General features: G+C 71.1%; 18 protein-coding genes and 1 tRNA gene. 9 read left to right on the top strand and 10 right to left on the bottom strand.

Annotated elements, in window-relative coordinates:
* Window positions 1-52 precede the first annotated feature (52 nt).
* Complete coding sequence (locus HD596_RS04495; RefSeq protein ID WP_185068021.1) at window positions 53-1,018, bottom strand: sugar-binding transcriptional regulator; 966 nt, start codon at window positions 1,016-1,018, stop codon at window positions 53-55.
* A gap of 185 nt (window positions 1,019-1,203) precedes the next feature.
* On the opposite strand from HD596_RS04495, the gene HD596_RS04490 reads away from it, so the two are divergent.
* Entirely contained in the window at window positions 1,204-1,524 is a 321-nt protein-coding gene (locus tag HD596_RS04490; protein ID WP_185068020.1) for a hypothetical protein, read from the top strand.
* 4 nt (window positions 1,525-1,528) lie between these two features.
* On the opposite strand, the gene HD596_RS04485 is transcribed toward HD596_RS04490, so the two are convergent.
* Complete coding sequence (locus HD596_RS04485) at window positions 1,529-2,515, bottom strand: LacI family DNA-binding transcriptional regulator (protein ID WP_376775820.1); 987 nt, start codon at window positions 2,513-2,515, stop codon at window positions 1,529-1,531.
* Between the two features lie 67 nt (window positions 2,516-2,582).
* Between HD596_RS04485 and HD596_RS04480 the strand changes: the two genes are divergently transcribed.
* Together HD596_RS04480 and HD596_RS04475 are read left to right on the top strand one after the other, a co-directional pair.
* Window positions 2,583-3,755 (top strand): CynX/NimT family MFS transporter, encoded by a 1,173-nt coding sequence (locus tag HD596_RS04480; protein WP_185068019.1) that lies wholly within the window; start codon window positions 2,583-2,585, stop codon window positions 3,753-3,755.
* Window positions 3,756-3,767: 12 nt separating this feature from the next.
* Entirely contained in the window at window positions 3,768-4,436 is a 669-nt protein-coding gene (locus tag HD596_RS04475; RefSeq protein ID WP_185068018.1) for a (2Fe-2S)-binding protein, read from the top strand.
* Here the strand turns inward: HD596_RS04475 and HD596_RS04470 are convergent.
* Both HD596_RS04470 and HD596_RS04465 read right to left on the bottom strand, forming a co-directional pair.
* Window positions 4,405-4,938 carry a cysteine dioxygenase gene (locus HD596_RS04470; RefSeq protein ID WP_185068017.1) on the bottom strand — a complete coding sequence of 178 codons (534 nt, stop codon included), beginning with the start codon at window positions 4,936-4,938 and terminating at the stop codon, window positions 4,405-4,407. The two genes, HD596_RS04475 and HD596_RS04470, sit on opposite strands and share 32 nt — an antisense overlap.
* Window positions 4,935-5,795: an amidohydrolase family protein gene (locus tag HD596_RS04465; protein WP_185068016.1), complete on the bottom strand. Its 861-nt coding sequence runs from the start codon at window positions 5,793-5,795 to the stop codon at window positions 4,935-4,937. Before HD596_RS04465 ends, HD596_RS04470 begins: the two co-directional genes overlap by 4 nt.
* 221 nt (window positions 5,796-6,016) lie before the next feature.
* On the opposite strand from HD596_RS04465, the gene HD596_RS04460 reads away from it, so the two are divergent.
* A complete protein-coding gene (locus HD596_RS04460) occupies window positions 6,017-7,006 on the top strand; it encodes a LacI family DNA-binding transcriptional regulator (protein ID WP_185068015.1) in 990 nt (329 codons plus the stop codon).
* Window positions 7,007-7,361: 355 nt separating this feature from the next.
* Here HD596_RS04460 and HD596_RS04455 read toward each other — a convergent pair whose 3' ends face one another.
* Both HD596_RS04455 and HD596_RS04450 read right to left on the bottom strand, forming a co-directional pair.
* A complete protein-coding gene (locus HD596_RS04455; protein ID WP_185068014.1) occupies window positions 7,362-8,750 on the bottom strand; it encodes an aromatic amino acid lyase in 1,389 nt (462 codons plus the stop codon).
* Between the two features lie 7 nt (window positions 8,751-8,757).
* Window positions 8,758-9,138 carry a phage holin family protein gene (locus tag HD596_RS04450; protein WP_185068013.1) on the bottom strand — a complete coding sequence of 127 codons (381 nt, stop codon included), beginning with the start codon at window positions 9,136-9,138 and terminating at the stop codon, window positions 8,758-8,760.
* A gap of 134 nt (window positions 9,139-9,272) precedes the next feature.
* Here HD596_RS04450 and HD596_RS04445 point away from each other — a divergent pair, with 134 nt between their 5' ends.
* Window positions 9,273-9,548 carry a hypothetical protein gene (locus HD596_RS04445; protein ID WP_185068012.1) on the top strand — a complete coding sequence of 92 codons (276 nt, stop codon included), beginning with the start codon at window positions 9,273-9,275 and terminating at the stop codon, window positions 9,546-9,548.
* Window positions 9,549-9,618: 70 nt separating this feature from the next.
* On the opposite strand, the gene HD596_RS04440 is transcribed toward HD596_RS04445, so the two are convergent.
* The gene (locus HD596_RS04440) at window positions 9,619-10,392 is read right to left on the bottom strand and encodes an FAD:protein FMN transferase (RefSeq protein WP_185068011.1); all 774 of its coding nucleotides are present in this window, start codon (window positions 10,390-10,392) and stop codon (window positions 9,619-9,621) included.
* Between the two features lie 50 nt (window positions 10,393-10,442).
* The gene (locus tag HD596_RS04435) at window positions 10,443-11,144 is read right to left on the bottom strand and encodes a ferredoxin reductase domain-containing protein (protein ID WP_185068010.1); all 702 of its coding nucleotides are present in this window, start codon (window positions 11,142-11,144) and stop codon (window positions 10,443-10,445) included.
* Between the two features lie 52 nt (window positions 11,145-11,196).
* Here HD596_RS04435 and HD596_RS04430 point away from each other — a divergent pair, with 52 nt between their 5' ends.
* The 3 genes from HD596_RS04430 to HD596_RS04420 all read left to right on the top strand — a co-directional run bounded on the left by HD596_RS04430 (window position 11,197) and on the right by HD596_RS04420 (window position 12,864).
* Window positions 11,197-11,589 (top strand): OsmC family protein, encoded by a 393-nt coding sequence (locus HD596_RS04430; protein ID WP_185068009.1) that lies wholly within the window; start codon window positions 11,197-11,199, stop codon window positions 11,587-11,589.
* Between the two features lie 236 nt (window positions 11,590-11,825).
* Window positions 11,826-12,749, top strand: a complete 924-nt coding sequence (locus tag HD596_RS04425) for a nucleoside hydrolase (RefSeq protein WP_185068008.1) — start codon at window positions 11,826-11,828, stop codon at window positions 12,747-12,749.
* A gap of 41 nt (window positions 12,750-12,790) precedes the next feature.
* A tRNA-Lys gene (locus HD596_RS04420) sits at window positions 12,791-12,864 on the top strand.
* A gap of 43 nt (window positions 12,865-12,907) precedes the next feature.
* Here the strand turns inward: HD596_RS04420 and HD596_RS04415 are convergent.
* Together HD596_RS04415 and HD596_RS04410 are read right to left on the bottom strand one after the other, a co-directional pair.
* A complete protein-coding gene (locus HD596_RS04415; protein WP_185068007.1) occupies window positions 12,908-13,426 on the bottom strand; it encodes a flavin reductase family protein in 519 nt (172 codons plus the stop codon).
* Window positions 13,423-14,463, bottom strand: a complete 1,041-nt coding sequence (locus HD596_RS04410) for a MupA/Atu3671 family FMN-dependent luciferase-like monooxygenase (protein WP_185068006.1) — start codon at window positions 14,461-14,463, stop codon at window positions 13,423-13,425. The genes HD596_RS04415 and HD596_RS04410 overlap by 4 nt, the downstream gene beginning before the upstream one ends.
* A gap of 336 nt (window positions 14,464-14,799) precedes the next feature.
* On the opposite strand from HD596_RS04410, the gene HD596_RS04405 reads away from it, so the two are divergent.
* Window positions 14,800-15,549 (top strand): thioesterase II family protein, encoded by a 750-nt coding sequence (locus tag HD596_RS04405; RefSeq protein ID WP_313042715.1) that lies wholly within the window; start codon window positions 14,800-14,802, stop codon window positions 15,547-15,549.
* The last annotated feature ends 5 nt before the right edge of the window (window positions 15,550-15,554 follow it).

Below are 15,554 nucleotides of genomic sequence, written 5' to 3'. Positions count from 1 at the left end.
GTGGTGCGGCTCACGGTAGCGCGGGTGCTGAAACTTTGTCCAGCAAAGATGTTCAGAGCTGGTGGGCGGCGGCCACCAGGCCCTCTGCCGTCGGGACATCGGTGACGAGCTGGTTGAAGTAGCCGCCCTTGGCGCCCGCGACGATGGACAGCACCTTCTCGGCGCCGACCGCGACCGCGATCGTGGCGGGGATGCGGCGCAGCTCCTCCAGCTGCGTGGCGACCAGGCGCTCGCTGCCCGGGTACGTGACGGGCTCGCCGTCGCGGTCGTAGACGCGCATGCACACGTCTCCCACGGCCTGGCGCAGGCTGTCGGCGTCGCGCGGCATGAGGGCGGGCGTCATCTGCCGCATCAGCGGGGCCGAGCCGACGCCGACGATGGCGCACTTGGCGTGCGCCCACAGGTCCATGACCCGGCGTACGGACGGCTCGTGCTGCAGCGAGTAGAACAGCTCGGGACCCGGCAGGGCGGGCGCGTAGAGGTAAGCGGGCACGCCGCCGGCGCGTTCGGCCAGGATGCGGGTGGTCTCGTTGGTCTGGAACCAGGGCTGCGGCTCCTCCTGGCCGCCCACCGCGGGCGCGATCGTGACGCCCGGGTACTGGCCGAGCCCCTCGCGGGCGCACTCGTAGACGGTGGTGCCGGAGGAGACGAGCACGACGTCGCCGGCCTCCAGCCCGACCGCCGCCAGCGCCCGGGTCACGGCGGGGGCCAGCCACGGACCCAGGGTGGGGCCGCTGACCTTGGGGACGAGGTAGACGCGCTGCAGGTCGAGCGCCTGCGCCACCTCGGCGGCCAGCGGGCCGTCCTCGAGCGCGGCCGGCCGGTGCACCTTGATCTCGACGATGCCCTGCTTGCGGGCCTCGGTGATCAGCCGGCTCACGGTCGCCCTGGAGACGCCGAGCCGCTGGGCGATGTCGCCCTGGGTGACTTCCTCGATGTAGTACTGCTGGGCCGCCGCGTACATCAGCTCAAGCGGGAACCTGGCCGGTGTCTCCGGTGCGACGTCGGCGGCATTCATGCGCGCGCTCCTGTGAACATTTTTGCTGAACCGATGCGCAAACGACTATAGGCGGTGATGTCCCCCGGGGCCACTACCGCGCTCTCCGCTGGAAAGGCTAGCTGCCCTGACGTTCTCCAGACAGGGCTACTACTGTGCGCTTACGATCGACTGCGCAAAGTAATACGGGGGACAGGGGAGAGGCAATGTCCAAAGGGATGTTGGCCGCGGTGGCCGTCGGCCTCGTGGTCGGGAACATGGAGCCGCCCGCCGTGGCGGCGGCCACGGTCCTGCGCTGCGACACCTACGTGCACGCGCAGGACAGGGACCTCGGCATCGCGTCCTGCACCAACCCCACGGGCCAGACCTGGAAGTTCCGGGCCGTGGTGGTCTGCGGCCGGGCGCCGGACGTCGTGGGCGAGTGGGTGACGCTCGCGCCCGGCGCGTCGGGGGAGTCGCGGGGATACTGCGGCGGCATCTTCACCAGCGGCGTGGGCGCCGTGGGCGTGGACGAGCGGGTCGTCTGAGCGGTCAGTAGGGCGGGGGGAGCTCGCCGGAGCCGCGGGCGATGAGCCGTACCGGCAGCTCGATGTGCTCCGGCGGCCCCGCGTCGCCGCGCAGGCGGCGGAAGAGCAGCTCGGCCGCCACCCGCCCCATCCACGCCGGGTCCTGCGCCACCACGCTCACCCCCGGGGTCAGCAGGTCGGCCAGCTCGAAGTCGTCGAACCCCACCAGCGCCACCCGGCGCCCCGCCAGCGCGCGCAGCGTCGTCACGGTGTAGCGGCCGTTGCCGGTGAACAGCGCGGAGGGCGGATCGTCCAGGGCGAACATGCGGGCCAGGTCCGCGCGCACGCCTTCCAGCGAGGGCGGCCGCATCGACACCAGCCGCTGGTCGAACAGCCCCCCGAGCGCCTGCCGGTAGCCGTTGAGCCGCTCGGCCGCGGTGAAGATGCCCGGGTCGTCCCCCAGGAAGGCGATCCTGCGGTGGCCGTGGCCCATGAGGTGGCGGATCGCCTCCCCGGCGCCGCCGAGGTTGTCGGCGAGCACGGTGTCCACGTCGATCCCCGCGCCCGGCGGCCGGTCGGCGAACACCACCGGCGTGCCGGCCTCCAGCTCGGGCCGCAGGTACGTGTGGTCGTCGCCGGCGGGCACCACGATCAGCCCGTCCACCCGGCGCGCGCAGAACGTCTCGACCAGCTCGCGCTCCCTGAGCGGCTCCTCGCTCGACGAGCCGCTCAGCAGCAGCCAGCCGTGCTCGATGACGACGTCCTCGACGGCCCGGCTCAGACCCGAGTAGAACGGGTCCGCCACGTCCTCGATGACCAGCCCGACCGTGGCCGTCGTGCCCCTGCGCAGCACCGCCGCGCTCTCGTTGCGGCTGTAACCCAGCCGCTCGATGGCCGCGCGCACCCGCTCGGCCGTGGCCGGGTGGACGCCGGGCTCGCCGTTCACGACGCGCGAGACGGTCTTGAGCGCCACGCCCGCCGCCGAGGCGACGTCCTTCATCGTCGGTCTCACGCCAGGATCATTCCTCACCCGGACCAGGCAGACAACGTTGTCAGGGGTTATGCGAGAGTGGTTCCCTATGTCGTTGAGATCTGCCGTGCTGGTCACCGGGTTCGTACTGGCCGCGCTCAACCTGCGTCCCGCGATCGCGGGCGTCTCCCCGCTGCTCGACGAGATCATGAAGGACGTCGGCCTGTCACCCGCCGGCGGCGGCGCCGTCACCACGGTCATGGTGGTCTGTCTCGGCGTGTTCGGGCCGGTCACGCCGCTGCTCGCGCGGCGCTTCGGGCTCGACCGCACGCTGCTGGCCGGACTGCTGGTCATCGCGGCGGGCGTGACGCTGCGCGGCCTCGACGGCGCGCCCGTGCTCTACCTCGGCTCCGCCCTCGCGGCCACGGCGATCGCCGTCATGAACGTCTCCATGCCCGCCGTCGTCAAGGAGCACTTCCCCACCCGGGTCAACCTGATGACCGGCGTCTACGTCGCCTCGGTGGTGGCCGGCGCCACCCTCGCCTCCGGGCTGGTCATCCCCGTCGAGCACGCCACCGGGTACGGCTGGCGCGGCGTCTCCGCGCTGCTCGCCGTGCCCGCCCTGCTGGCCGCGCTGCTCTGGCTGCCCCAGGCGCTGCGCAAGCAGAGCGGGGCGCAGAACGGGCCCAGGCCGTTCGGAGTGGTGCTCAGGAGCCCCGTGACCTGGTCGGTGACCGCCCTCATGGGCCTGCAGTCGCTCACCTTCTACGTCATGCTGGCCTGGCTGCCGACGATCTTCCTGGACGCCGGACTCCCCGCCGACCAGGCCGGCTACCTGCTCAGCCTGACGAACCTGGTCCAGGTCGGCACCTCGCTGGCGATCCCCGTGCTGGCGGGCCGGCGGGCCTCGCAGGTGCCGTACGTGGTGGGCGCCGGGGTGCTGACCGTGCTCGGCTACCTCGGCATGCTGCTGGCCCCCACGGCCGCGCCCTGGCTGTGGATGATCGTGCTGGGGATCGGCCAGGGCGCCTCGTTCGCGCTGGCACTGCTGATCATCGCGCTGCGGCCGGCCGATCCGGCCACCGTGACCGCGCTTTCGGCCGTGGCGCAGTCGGTGGGGTACGTGATCGCGGCGCTGGGGCCGTTGCTGTTCGGGTTCCTCAGGGAGGTCTCCGGGGGCTGGACCGTGCCGCTGCTGGCGGGGCTGGGGGTGCTCGTGGTGCAGATCGCGGCTGGGTGGTTCGCGGGGCGGCCTGCTACCTTAGGTAAGGCTAACCTTTAAAGGGGGTTCAGGGTGCTGACCGAGACGCTCCAGCGGGTCGCCGACGCGCGTGGCGGGGTGCTGGGCGTCGAGCCTCGCCTGGTCATCGAGCCCGACAGCAGCTGGACGCCGGTGACCGAGCTGCTGCGGGAGCCGTACGCGACGCTGCTCGGGCTGATCGACGAGACGGCCGCGCGCTGGAACGCGCCACGCCACGTCGGCGCGGCGCTGTTCTGGAAGACCTACAGCTACTGGCACACCATGCCCATGGCGCTCGGCTGGGCGCTGGACGGGCGGGTGCCGATCATGCGGCCGGCGGACACGTACTTCAAGGTGTCGGACGCCGGGGTGACGATCGCGGCCACGCGGGTCACCTGGTCCGAGGGGGCCGCCGCGATCCGCGAGGCGCTCGCCGAGTCGCAGGCGCCGCTGGTGCGGGCCGTCGGAGCGGTGGCGAAGGTGGGCGAGCGGACGCTGTGGGGATCCACGGCCGAGGCGCTCGCCCATCCGCTGACGTCGATCGTGCCGGGCGACTACATGCGGCTGCTGAAGGAGATCGGCCCGCCGGTCGACGGGCTGATCGAGCCCGCCGGCGACGGCTACTTCCGCAGGACCTGCTGCCTGTGGATCACACTGCCCGATGTCGAGCCCTGCGGAAGCTGCTGCGTGCTCAGGCCACCACCGCGTCGTCCAGAGGTCTGAGCTCGTCGGCGTAGCTCACCGAGACGCGGCGCATGACGCCGGTGCCGTCGATGGAGTACTGGCCGAGCCGCCACAGCGGCGGCGAGTAGGCGTGGATGGAGACGCTTTCGTCGACCGCGCCGTTGAGGCGGTGGATGTGGTCGGGCCCGAACGAGAACGACTGCCCCTCCGAGACCACGGTCTCCAGGTGCTCGCCGCCGATGCGCGGGTTGCACTCCAGGAGCGCGCCCTGCACCACGTGGACGGCGCCGGAGGAGATGTCGTGGTCGTGCCAGCCGGTGTCGTCCTCGGGGCGCCAGCAGAGCAGCCAGACGTCCACGTACGCGTCGCGGTAGAGCGAGGCGTAGTGCCTGCCGCCGTCCTCGGGGAACTGCACCTGGTCCCGCCACTCCTCGGGGTGGGCAGCCAGCTCGTTCACCAGGTCGCGCAGTTCGCGCCGGTCGAGCGTGCGCTCGGGCAACTGGGCACAGGTGCCCCCGTCCTGGATCTGCTTCGTGCTCACGTACGAGTCTCCTTTCTGCTCAATAGACGACGGGGGTTGACGACCCGGATGGCGTGGCCGGCGGCCGCGCCGAGCCCGGGCTCGGGTGCGGTGGCGTAGGGGGCGTCGGAGCCGTTGACGACGACGTCGATGCCCAGCTCGCGGACGATCGCGTCGATCGCCCGCGGGCCGTAGGAGGAGGTCTCCACGAAGAAGTTGGGGTCGACCAGGCCGCGGCTGCCGCCGCCCCTGGCGATCAGGCGCTCGGAGTGCAGCGGGGCCAGCCCCGCGAGCAGGGCGAAGCAGACGCGCAGCTCCGGGTGCCTGGGGCGGACGACGGCGTGGAAGTAGTGCCACGCGCTGTGCATCTGCTGGACGTACGGCACCACGGCGGGCCACCACGGCGGCGTGCCCGGCTTCCTCGCGGCGGGCCCGGGGTGGACGAACAGCGGAAGGTCCAGGTCCGTCAGCACCTCGAGCAGGCCGTCGTCGGGCACGGCCGTCGCGGGGATCTGCAGCCCGGCGAAGCCGCGGCCGAGGTCGCGGGCCAGGCGCTCGGGATCGGGCCGGCTGAGGCAGGTGGACGCCCAGGCGCCGAACGGCTCGCCCAGCGCGAGCGCGCCGGCGTGGTAGGCGTCGATGACCGGCCAGGACTCCTCCGGCGGCAGGAACTCGATGCCGAGCGGGCTCGACGGCGACACCAGGGCCAGCTCCAGGCCGGTGGTGTCGCGGTGCTCGAGGTCCTGGGGGTCGATCTCGTACGGGGGCTCGTCGTCGAGGAACAGCGTCCAGCCGTCGACGTGGGGAGGGGAGGAACGGGCGCGCAGGGCGTCGACGAGCGGGCGCGTCCAGACATGCTGATGGACGTCGATGCTCACGGCTTCCTCCTTCCCCTATTCCCTACTAACATTACAGGTAACCCGCGCCACCTTGCGACACTGAGCTGTGAAGCGTTTCAGTGATACGGTTCAGTGAACCGCTTCACAAGGCCCTTGTCAACGGGCCCGGACGCCGCCGGGCCCGGCCTTCCCGCTCGGTGAGAAGCGCGAATCGTCGGACGGGAATCCGTTCTGTCGGCGGTAGCGAATAGGCTGGCTTAATGCCTCGCAAGAGAGCCACGATCCGGGAGGTGGCCCAGGCCACGGGCCTGTCACCGGCAGCCGTCTCGTATGCGCTGCGCGGCCTGCAGGTCTCCGAGGAGACCATGGAGCGCGTCCGCGCGGCGGCCGCCGAGCTGGGCTACGAGGCCGACCCCATCGCCAGGGCCCTGGCCAGCGGGCGCACCGGCATGATCGGCCTGCTGTGCGGCTCGCTGGAGGACCTGTGGCAGCAGTCCCTGGCGGTCGGCATCAGCAGGGGGCTGCGGGAGAAAGACCGCTATGCCCTGATCCTTGATGCGGTGGGCGATCCCGCCCGCGAGCGGGCCTTCGCCCAGCGGCTGCGTGACCAGCGCGTCGACGGACTGATCGTCCAGCCGATCGACCCTGCGGCGGCGTTCTGGCCCGAGCTGTGCGAGTCGCTGCCGGTGGTCGCGATCGGCGACTCGATCGCGGGCACGGCCGGAGAGGTCGTCTTCGACAACCGGCGCGGCGTGACGCTGGCGCTGGAGCACCTGCGCGCGCTCGGCCACCGCCGCATCGCCGTCCTCACCCCGACCCGGGCCAGCACGCCCGACCGGCCCGCCGACGTGCACGTCACCGCCGAGGCCGACCGGCTGGGGCTGGACATCATGGTCGCCACCGCCCCGCACGGGCTGGCGGGGGCCACCGCGGCGGCGCGGGAGCTGCTGGCGGGACAGCGGCCCAGTGCGGTGTTCTGCTTCGCGGACTCGATCGCTTACGGGGTTTATGCGGCTGCTCAGGAGCTGGGGTTGGTCGTGCCTCAGGACGTGTCGGTCATGGGGTATGACGATCACCCGATGTCCGGGCTGCTCACGCCTGGTTTGACGACGGTCGATTGGGATATCGACGGGATCGTCAAGGCTGCGGTGCGGCTCATTTCGGCTGCGGCTGATGGGGGGAGTCGGAGGCGGCGTGTCGTTCAGGCGCCGACCCTTCGTGAGCGGGGGTCGGTCGCCCGCGTGCGGTGACGCCTTCCCGGCCTTGGCGCGCGCTTGTGGGGTCGTGGGCGGTGGGTCGCCTGCTCGCCGTGCGCGTTGCGCCGAGCCCCGCCGTACACCTCCTCGCCGCACCGGCGCCGGAAACCCCCGAGGGATTGCGCCCTCCGAGACGGCTCCCCGAGACGGGACACCGCCCGAGACGGGACACCGCCCGAGACGGGACACTCCCCGAGGCGGGACACCGCCCGAGGCGGCCCCCCGAGACGGGACACCGCCCGAGGCGGGATCGCCGAAGACGGGACCCCGGAGACCCGACACCCCGTGAGACCGGACGCCCCGTGAGGCGGGACACCGTCCGAGGCGGGATCCCTAGGGCCCCCGGGCGTCAGGGTGGGGGGTGGGGGGTTAGGGCGTGGCGGGAGGTGGTGAGGTCGGGGGTGAGGGGGCGGTCCGGGGTGGGGGTGTGGAGGGCGCGGAGGGCGGCGGTGCGTTCGCAGGCCAGGACGATCTCCAGGGGCTCCAGGCAGCGCAGCGCGTTGCGGGCCGCCTGGGTGGCGAAGCCGGCGTGGTCCTCCGTGCCCAGGGAGATGACCGCCGTGCCCGTCGTCACCGGCGTCGCCAGGAGGCGGAGTTCGGCCAGGGCGTCCTGGGCCACGTACTCCAGGATGAGCGCCCCCGACGAACCCGGGCGGTCGGCGAGGAAGGGGTGGTGGCCGGTGTAGGCGGGGTCCATGAGGGTGGCCAGGCGGGCGGCGCTGAGCTGGGCCGTCTGGACGAGCGCGGCGCGCAGCGCGTCGAGCGCCAGCGCCAGCGGGGCCGAGTGGAAGTTGCCGTTGTGCCAGGCCAGGGAGCCGGAGATGAGGGGGTTCTCGGCGGCGGCGTTGAGGTCGATCTCGACGGCGGCCGTGGCCCGGTCGAGGGTGTCCACGGCGGCCCCGTGCACCTGGGCGAAGGCCCGGTAGCCGTACGGGTCCTGGACGCGGGTCGCCAGCTCCTGGGTGAGCAGGCCGCGCAGGCGGGCGGCCACGGCGGCCTGGCCGGGGTGGGGGCGCGCCTCCTGTACGGCGGCGGCCAGCGGCTCGGCCGAGGCGCTCACGGCGGTGAACGACATCGCGGCCACGTCGATGGCGGCTTCCAGGAGGAGGCGGAGCCGGTGGCAGGCGATGGCGGCGTCGGCCAGGGTGGCGGCTCCCGAGCTGATGAACGGCAACGCGTCCTCTGGAGCGAAGGGGAAGAGGGGAGTGGCGACGTCGGTCGGCGGTGCCCCAGCAGGGGGTGGGGCCTCGGACGGCGTGGTGCCCCGGGAGAGGGGTGGGGGTTCGTGGTGCCAGGGGAGTTCGCCGAGCAGGCACAGGGCCGTGGTGGCGAGGGCGGCGAGGTCGCCGGTGCCGATGGCGCCGTACGTCTGGATCGGTGGGGTGAAGCCGCCGTTGATCGCCTCGGCCAGCACCGGCAGGACGGCCGGGTCGATGCCGGAGCCGCCGGCGAGGAGCTGGTTGAGCCGGACCACGAGCATGGCCCGGGCGCGGGCCGGCGGGATCAGCGGGCCGGCGCCGCACACGTGGCTGCGGAGCAGGTCGAGGCCGGGTTTGTCGAGGATGACGCCTCTGTTGGCGCCCACGCCGGTGCTCCGCCCGTACACGGGGCCTGTGAGCTCCTGGGCGGTGGCCCACGCGGCCCGGGCCCGATCGAGGGAGGCGATCGTGACCCGGGCACCGCCGTACGCGGCGTCGTGGACCTGCGCGCAGGTCAGGCCGGCACCGTCGAGCTCCACCGGCGGGTCAGTCGCCGTCGGGAATGAACAGGCCCAGCAGCCAGCTCACCACGCTGATGATGATCGCGCCCCAGAAGGCGGCCGGGTAGAAGTTGTCGACGTGGAAGGGGATGTCGAGCTGAGTCGAGATCCAGCTCGTCAGCAGCAGCATGGCCGCGTTGATCACGAGGAGGAACAGGCCCAGCGTCAGAACGATGATCGCGCATCCGAGGGCCTTGACGATGGGCTTGACGATCGCGTTCACGATGCCGAAGATCAACGCCACGATCAGCAGCACGCCCCAGTATTTGGCGGAGTTGGGGGAGGTGCTGACCTCGATGCCGGGGACCAGTTGGATGGCCACCCAGAGGGCCGCCGCCGCGGCGATGGTTCTGATGATGAATCTCACGCTGCTTGATCCTCCCACTTGAGATCGGCACTTCGATAGTGGCGCGGCCACTACGATTCCCAGCGATTACTGTGCGTAGTCGCCGGTTATGGTCGGCCCAACTCGGGCAGGGGCGTCCAGGGGGAGGGAGCGAGATGGACGCGAACGGGCTCGAGTCGTTGCCGGCCGACGAGTTGCACGACCGTGCCGTGCGGTACGCCGTACGCCACGGGGACCTGGGGTTTCTTTGGGACCTGTTGAAGGTGATCCCGGCCGCCGAGGCCGCCAGCGGTCATGGCACGGAGGCCGCCAACGACCTCAGCAGGGTCTCCGCGCTGCTCAGCGATGCCATCGCCTCCGGCGAGGGCCAGCTGGGCGAGGCGCTGCGCCCGATCTACATAGAGTATTTGCGCAAACACCCCGACGCCTGACCGTGCTCCCGGGGCGCCGGAGGCGCGCGGAGGGCGGGGCGGGCCACCCTCCGCGACCGCGCGGGCGCGCTCAGCCCGCCAGACGGGCCTCGGCGCCGCTGTATTCGGCGAAGCCGGGCGTGCTGACCTCCTGCCCGTCACGGGTGATGATCATCGTCTGGTACGGCCCCGCCGCCAGGTCGGCCGCGAAGCGCCTGGCCAGCATGGGGCCCATGGCGTAGACGGCGGTGGCGTACGCGTCGGCCATGCCCAGGTCGGGACCGATCACGGTGACCGAGCCGAACCCCTCCTCCACGGCCCCCGTGTGGGGGTTGACGATGGGCGCGCCGCCGGCGGTGGCGATGCCGAGGTCGTGGGCGAAGACGACCTTGCGGATCACGTCCTTGCGCGGATCGCGGATGCCGACCCGCCAGCGCTTGCCGGGGGCGGCCGAGCCGCGCACCCTGATGTCCTCGCCCGCGCTGATGCGGTGGTCGCCCGCGCCCGCGTTGACCAGGGCGCGGGAGAGGCGTTCGAGCGCCCAGCCCTTGATGTAGCCCGACGGGTCGGTGACGCCGTTGATGCGGGCCTCGAAGTAGCCGTCGGTGGCCTTGCTGATCTCGTCGCAGCGGTGGAGGACCTCGATGAGCTCGGGGATCTGCTTGATCGTCTGGCCGCGGTTGAGGCGGCCGATCTGGCTGTCCTCCCGTACCGGGCTGAAGGTGTCGTCCACCCACCTCAGCCAGGAGAACGCGTCATCCAGCAGGGGCGTCATCTCGCGTGCCGGGAGAGCGGTGCGGATGTCCACACTGACCGGCATGCCCATGACCATCTCGACACGGGCGCTTCCGGGGAAAATCGTCACCTTGCCTCCTTGTCCGCAACCCACCGTTGCAGGTGGCACGTAATGTGGAGCTAAACCTTTTGCTGTGATTTGAAATAAATCTGTGATCTTGGGACAGCAAGGCGTGACAACGCACCGCGTACGTACCTCTTGAACTGCCGTGGGCCGGCCACCACCACGTCGCGTTCGGCGATGTCGGGAATCTGGCGGCTCAGGCCGGAGGCGCTCAGGCGCTCCTTGGCCCGCGGGTCGTGCTCGGCGCCCTCGATGAGGATGAGCCCGTATCGGGCCTCCAGGTCGCGCAGCTCGTCGGTGGCGCGCTCGGTGCGGTAGACGGCCACGGTGCCGGGCGTGCCGGCCAGCCGCTCGCGCAGGGCGGCCGCGTCGAGGCCGGTGGCGATCAGCAGGGTCGGCCTGGTCGCGTGGGAGACCTGGTGGCTCCAGACCGCCATGACGGCCGCCATCGCGTACAGGATGAGCGAGCCGGCGCGGCTGAGGTCGGTCACGTACGCCGTGGAGCTGAACTCGTGGGCCACCAGCAGCGCGCCGGCGAGATAGCTGCCGAGCCGCAGGCGCTGCCTGGCCTCCTCGGTGCGGAGGTAGTCGGCGGCCTTGACGGTGATCAGGCCGCACGCGACGAGCAGCGCCGCGGCGGCGTAGGCACTGGGTCGCCAGGGGTAGCCGAATCCCGGCTGGATCGCACCGAACTCGGCCACCGCGACCCCGCACCAGAACAGGACGGGACCTTGGTTCGCATTCGCCTCGCTAGCCATGCCACTCACGATGCTGAACGAACATTAAAGGTTTCTGAGTAGGGTCTGAAACATGGCTAACGTGCGTGTCGAGCGAACTGAGGACGGCGGATTCCGGGCCACGAACGCCCGCGGCGCCGAGGTGCGGATGGGCGGCGGGGACGAGGACGGGGTGTTCACCCCGGTGGAGTTGCTGCTGGCGGCGGTGGGCGGGTGCAACATCGTGACGGTCGAGCCGCTGACCGCCAAGCGGGGGCACCGGCTGGTCCGCCTGGCGATGACGGTGCAGGCGGAGAAGGTCGAGCCCAGCAAGCTGGGCCCGGTGACCGTCACGTACGACGTCGAGCTGCCCTCGGAGGAGGCCGACGAGGTGTTCAGGGCGGTCGCGGAGCGGGTGCACGAGAAGTACTGCACGGTGAGCAGGTCGTTGCAGGAAGGTACGGAGGTTCGGTTGGAGCTTCCGTAGTCGGATTAAACAGATATTCGACCCCGTTATGACGCGACCGTTGCATTCGTCTCGGTAACGTTGTAGCAGGTCAAGAGGCCAATAGACCTTCACCGAAGCGGACGCGGAGGGGGACCGCGGTTCGCAGTGCGGGACCGCCGGCGTTTTGGGGGAATCGCCGGCCTGGACCGCCGCCGATCGGGCCGGGCAGCTTTGGGGGAACTGCCCGGCCCGATCTATGCGTATCCTCCCCTTTCGTGAAGAAAGTGCTGATTGACTGCGACCCCGGCATCGACGACGCGCTCGCTCTGGCCCTGGCCGCCGGCTCCCCCTCCCTCGACGTGGTGGGCATCACCACGGTGGGGGGCAACGTTGACCTCTCCTTGACCACCGCGAACGCCCTCGCGCTGCGCGAGTTCCTGGAGATGGGGAACGTCCCCGTGACCCCGGGCAGCGCCGGCGCCCTGCTGCGCGAGACCGTGCGCGCCACCCGCGTACACGGCGCCACGGGCCTGGGCGGCGTGGTGCTCCCCACCCCGCAGATGGGGCCCTCGGACGGCCACGCGGTCGACTTCATCGTGGACACCCTGAAGGCCGCCCCGGGCGAGATCACGCTGGTGGCCGTGGGCCCGCTGACGAACATCGCCCTCGCCGTACGCCGCGAGCCGCGCGTCGTGGAGTGGGCCCGCGAACTGGTGATCATGGGCGGCTCGTTCACGCGTGGCAACCACAATCCGGCGGCCGAGTTCAACATGCTGGCCGACCCGGAGGCGGCCGCGATCGTCTTCGGCGCCGGGTGGACCGTGCGGATGCTGGGGCTGGACGTCACCCTGTCCGCCATGGTCACCTCGGACGTCCTGGACCGGATGTGGCCGCTCGGCAAGCTGGCCGAGCTGCTGGTGCCCGCCGCGCAGTTCTACGGCATGGTGACGGCCGACGGCGGGCCGGCCATCCATGACGCGTGCGCGGTGGCGTACGTGCTCGACCCCTCCCTCTTCACCTGCGTCCCCGCGACGGTGAACGTCGAGACCGCCGGCCTGTACACGCGGGGGATGACCGTGACGGACTTCAAGGTGAGCGAGCAGGACGCGAACGCGCTCGTGGCCACGTCGATCGACGTCAAGGGATTCTGGGAGCTGGTCCTGGGGGCGTACGAGAGGTTGGCGGGGCGGCTCGGATGATGTGCGGGCAGGGCTCGGCGGCTGATACAGTTACACCTGTTGCGCCGCTAGCTCAGTTGGTCAGAGCAGCTGACTCTTAATCAGCGGGTCCGGGGTTCGAGTCCCTGGCGGCGCACCGCGAAAAGCCCAGGTCACTCAGGTGGCCTGGGCTTTTTTGATCAGGCGAGCGCCGGGCATCGCCGTGTCAGGATCGGGAAGGTCTCGGCGCACACCCGGCCGAGGCGCCCGCGGTGGAAGACGAGCGGGTCGTCGTCGGAGTCGTTCACGGTGAGCGACACCACCTTGGCCAGGATCAGCTCGTGGTCGCCCACCACGTGGCTCAGGTCCAGGACGCAGTCGATCCACGCGATCGCGTCCGTGATCGCCGGGTGGCCGCTCTCCCGCACCGACCAGCCGACCCCCGCGAACTTGTCGTTCCCCTTGGCTGCGAACGACCGGCACACCTGCTCCTGCCCGGCGCCCAGCACGCTGATCGTGAAGGCGCCCGCGGCCTTGATGCGGGGCCAGGTGGCCGAGGTGTGGGCGGCGCAGAAGCTCACGATGGGCGGGTCGAGGGAGACGGAGGTGAAGGAGTTGACCGTGAACCCGTGCGGCTGGCCGTCCTCCAGCGCCGCGATCACGACGACCCCCGTCGGGTAGTGGCCGAGCACGCGCCTCAGCCGCAGGCTGTCGATCATCGTGTGCTCCAGCGCCGCTTGAGCTCGTCGAGGTGGCGCAGCCCGTCGAGGACGGTGTCCGTGTCGGGGACGAAGTCGATGAGACAGGCGACCTCGTCGACGCCGATCTCCTGGAGCGAGCTCAGCACGGCCAGGCCGTCGTCGACCGTGCCGAACAGGCCGCCCGTCTCGAAGTAGCGGTCGAACGAGACCTCCAGGAGGAACTCGATGTCCTCCGGGTCCATCGAGTCCGGGTCGATGCCGGGCATCAGGTCCTCGGCCGCCTTCAGCACCAGGCCGAGGGAGCTGCGCAGGTAGTCGGTGAAGGGCTGGTGGACCACCTCGCGCACGCGGGCGCGGTCCTCGCCGATGAAGGTGTGCAGCATCAGCGCGACGTGGCCGGTGCCGCTGTGCGCCCTGGCGTAGTGCTCGCGGTAGTCGGCGACCTTGCGTACGAGGTCGTCCAGGCTCTGGCCGAGCAGGTGCGTCAGGATGCCGTAGCCGAGCTCGCCCGCCTGGCGGAACGTCTCCGGGTTGCCCGAGCTGGTCAGCCACGTGGGCAGCTCCGGCTGGACCGGCGCCGGGTAGGCGCGCAGCTTGACCGACTCGCCCGCCCCGTCGACCAGCTCCACCTCCTCCTGCCGCCACAGCCGCCGCACCGTGTCGATGGTGTCCATCGTCACCTGCCGGCGGCCGGCGTAGTTCTCGGGCCGCAACGCGAAGTCGACCACGTGCCAGCCGGGGGCGAAGGACACGCCGACCCGGCCGCCGGACAGGTTGTCCACCATGGCCCATTCCTCGGCGATGCGTACCGGGTGGTGCAGCGGCGCCACGACGCTTCCCGCGCGGATGGCGACCCGCTCGGTCACGGCGGCGACGGCCGCGGCGCTCACGGCGGGATTGGGATATCGGCCGCCGAATTCATGAAAATGCCGTTCAGGTGTCCACACCGCGGAGAATCCGTGGGTGTCGGCGAACCTGGCCCCTTCCAGCAGCAGCCGGTACTGGTCGGTTCCCGCCCTGACATCGTCGGCGAAATAGAAGAGACCAAAGTCCATCGTTTCTCCTTGCGTGCCGCGTTGATGCGCCCGGTCCGGGTGCCACAAGTATTTGTGAGAGCAGAAAGCGGGGTAACCCCTAGCGCCCACTAGACGTGCCGGCCGCCGGTGTCCGCCCTGCTGGGCACGGCCTGACGCGCTCGGGCAACCCTTATCGCCCCTTGTCTCGACGCGGCTTCACCGCGCGCCGGACCACTGGCGGATTCGTTAGGGGAATGGTCGCGGACATTAGGGGGCGAATCCCGTGGCTACGCCGCGGCCGCATGGGCTGGAATGAACGGTGATATCCCGCGGCGTGGTGCCGAATTCCTGGCCGGCAGAAGGAAGGAATCCCCAGTGATCACCGAAACCGGAGCGTGGGTACGGCGGTTCTTCGCCGCGCCGGCATCCGCCACCCGTCTGATCTGCTTCCCGCACGCGGGCGGCTCCGCTTCCTATTTCCACCCGGTCGCCAGGCAGCTCTCACCGCGGCTCGACGTCCTGGCGATCCAGTATCCGGGCCGGCAGGAACGCCGCCTGGAGCCGTGCATCGACGACATCGGCACCCTCGCCGATCGCCTCACCGGGGAGATCCTGCCCCTGGCCGACCGGCCGATGGCCTTCTTCGGGCACAGCATGGGCGCGGTGGTCGCGTTCGAGGTGGCCAGGAGGCTGATGGGTGACGGCGTCTCGCCGCTGGTGCTCTTCGCGTCCGGCCGCCGCGCGCCGTCGAGCGTACGCGTCGAGACCGTGCACAAGGAGGGCGACCGGGCGCTCATCGCCGAGGTGCGGCGGCTCGGCGGCACCGACACGCGGATGCTGGACGACCCCGAGCTCGTGAACATGATCCTTCCGTCGCTGCGCGGCGACTACACGGCGATCATGACCTACCGCTGCCCGCCCGGCATCAAGATCGACGCGCCGATCATCACCCTGGTCGGCGACTCGGACCCGCACGTGTCCCTGGACGAGGCCAGGCGCTGGAAGGAGCACACCAGCGGCCCGTTCGACATGCACGTCTTCCGCGGCGGCCACTTCTACCTGAACTCACACGCGGCAGCGGTCATGCGGAAGATCACCGAGAACATCCCCGCCGTCCAGGCGTAGGCCCC

This window comes from Nonomuraea jabiensis (assembly GCF_014204795.1).
GTDB lineage: Bacteria > Actinomycetota > Actinomycetes > Streptosporangiales > Streptosporangiaceae > Nonomuraea > Nonomuraea jabiensis.
Note: the sequence above shows the minus strand (reverse complement) of the source record. Positions and strands in the feature narration are given on the sequence as shown.

Coding starts and splice junctions, on each gene's coding strand:
- HD596_RS04495 (WP_185068021.1), bottom strand. CDS start 1,018: ATGAATGCCGCCGACGTCGCACCGGAGACACCGGCCAGGTTCCCGCTT.
- HD596_RS04490 (WP_185068020.1), top strand. CDS start 1,204: ATGTCCAAAGGGATGTTGGCCGCGGTGGCCGTCGGCCTCGTGGTCGGG.
- HD596_RS04480 (WP_185068019.1), top strand. CDS start 2,583: ATGTCGTTGAGATCTGCCGTGCTGGTCACCGGGTTCGTACTGGCCGCG.
- HD596_RS04460 (WP_185068015.1), top strand. CDS start 6,017: ATGCCTCGCAAGAGAGCCACGATCCGGGAGGTGGCCCAGGCCACGGGC.
- HD596_RS04445 (WP_185068012.1), top strand. CDS start 9,273: ATGGACGCGAACGGGCTCGAGTCGTTGCCGGCCGACGAGTTGCACGAC.
- HD596_RS04435 (WP_185068010.1), bottom strand. CDS start 11,144: ATGGCTAGCGAGGCGAATGCGAACCAAGGTCCCGTCCTGTTCTGGTGC.
- HD596_RS04430 (WP_185068009.1), top strand. CDS start 11,197: ATGGCTAACGTGCGTGTCGAGCGAACTGAGGACGGCGGATTCCGGGCC.
- HD596_RS04415 (WP_185068007.1), bottom strand. CDS start 13,426: ATGATCGACAGCCTGCGGCTGAGGCGCGTGCTCGGCCACTACCCGACG.
- HD596_RS04410 (WP_185068006.1), bottom strand. CDS start 14,463: ATGGACTTTGGTCTCTTCTATTTCGCCGACGATGTCAGGGCGGGAACC.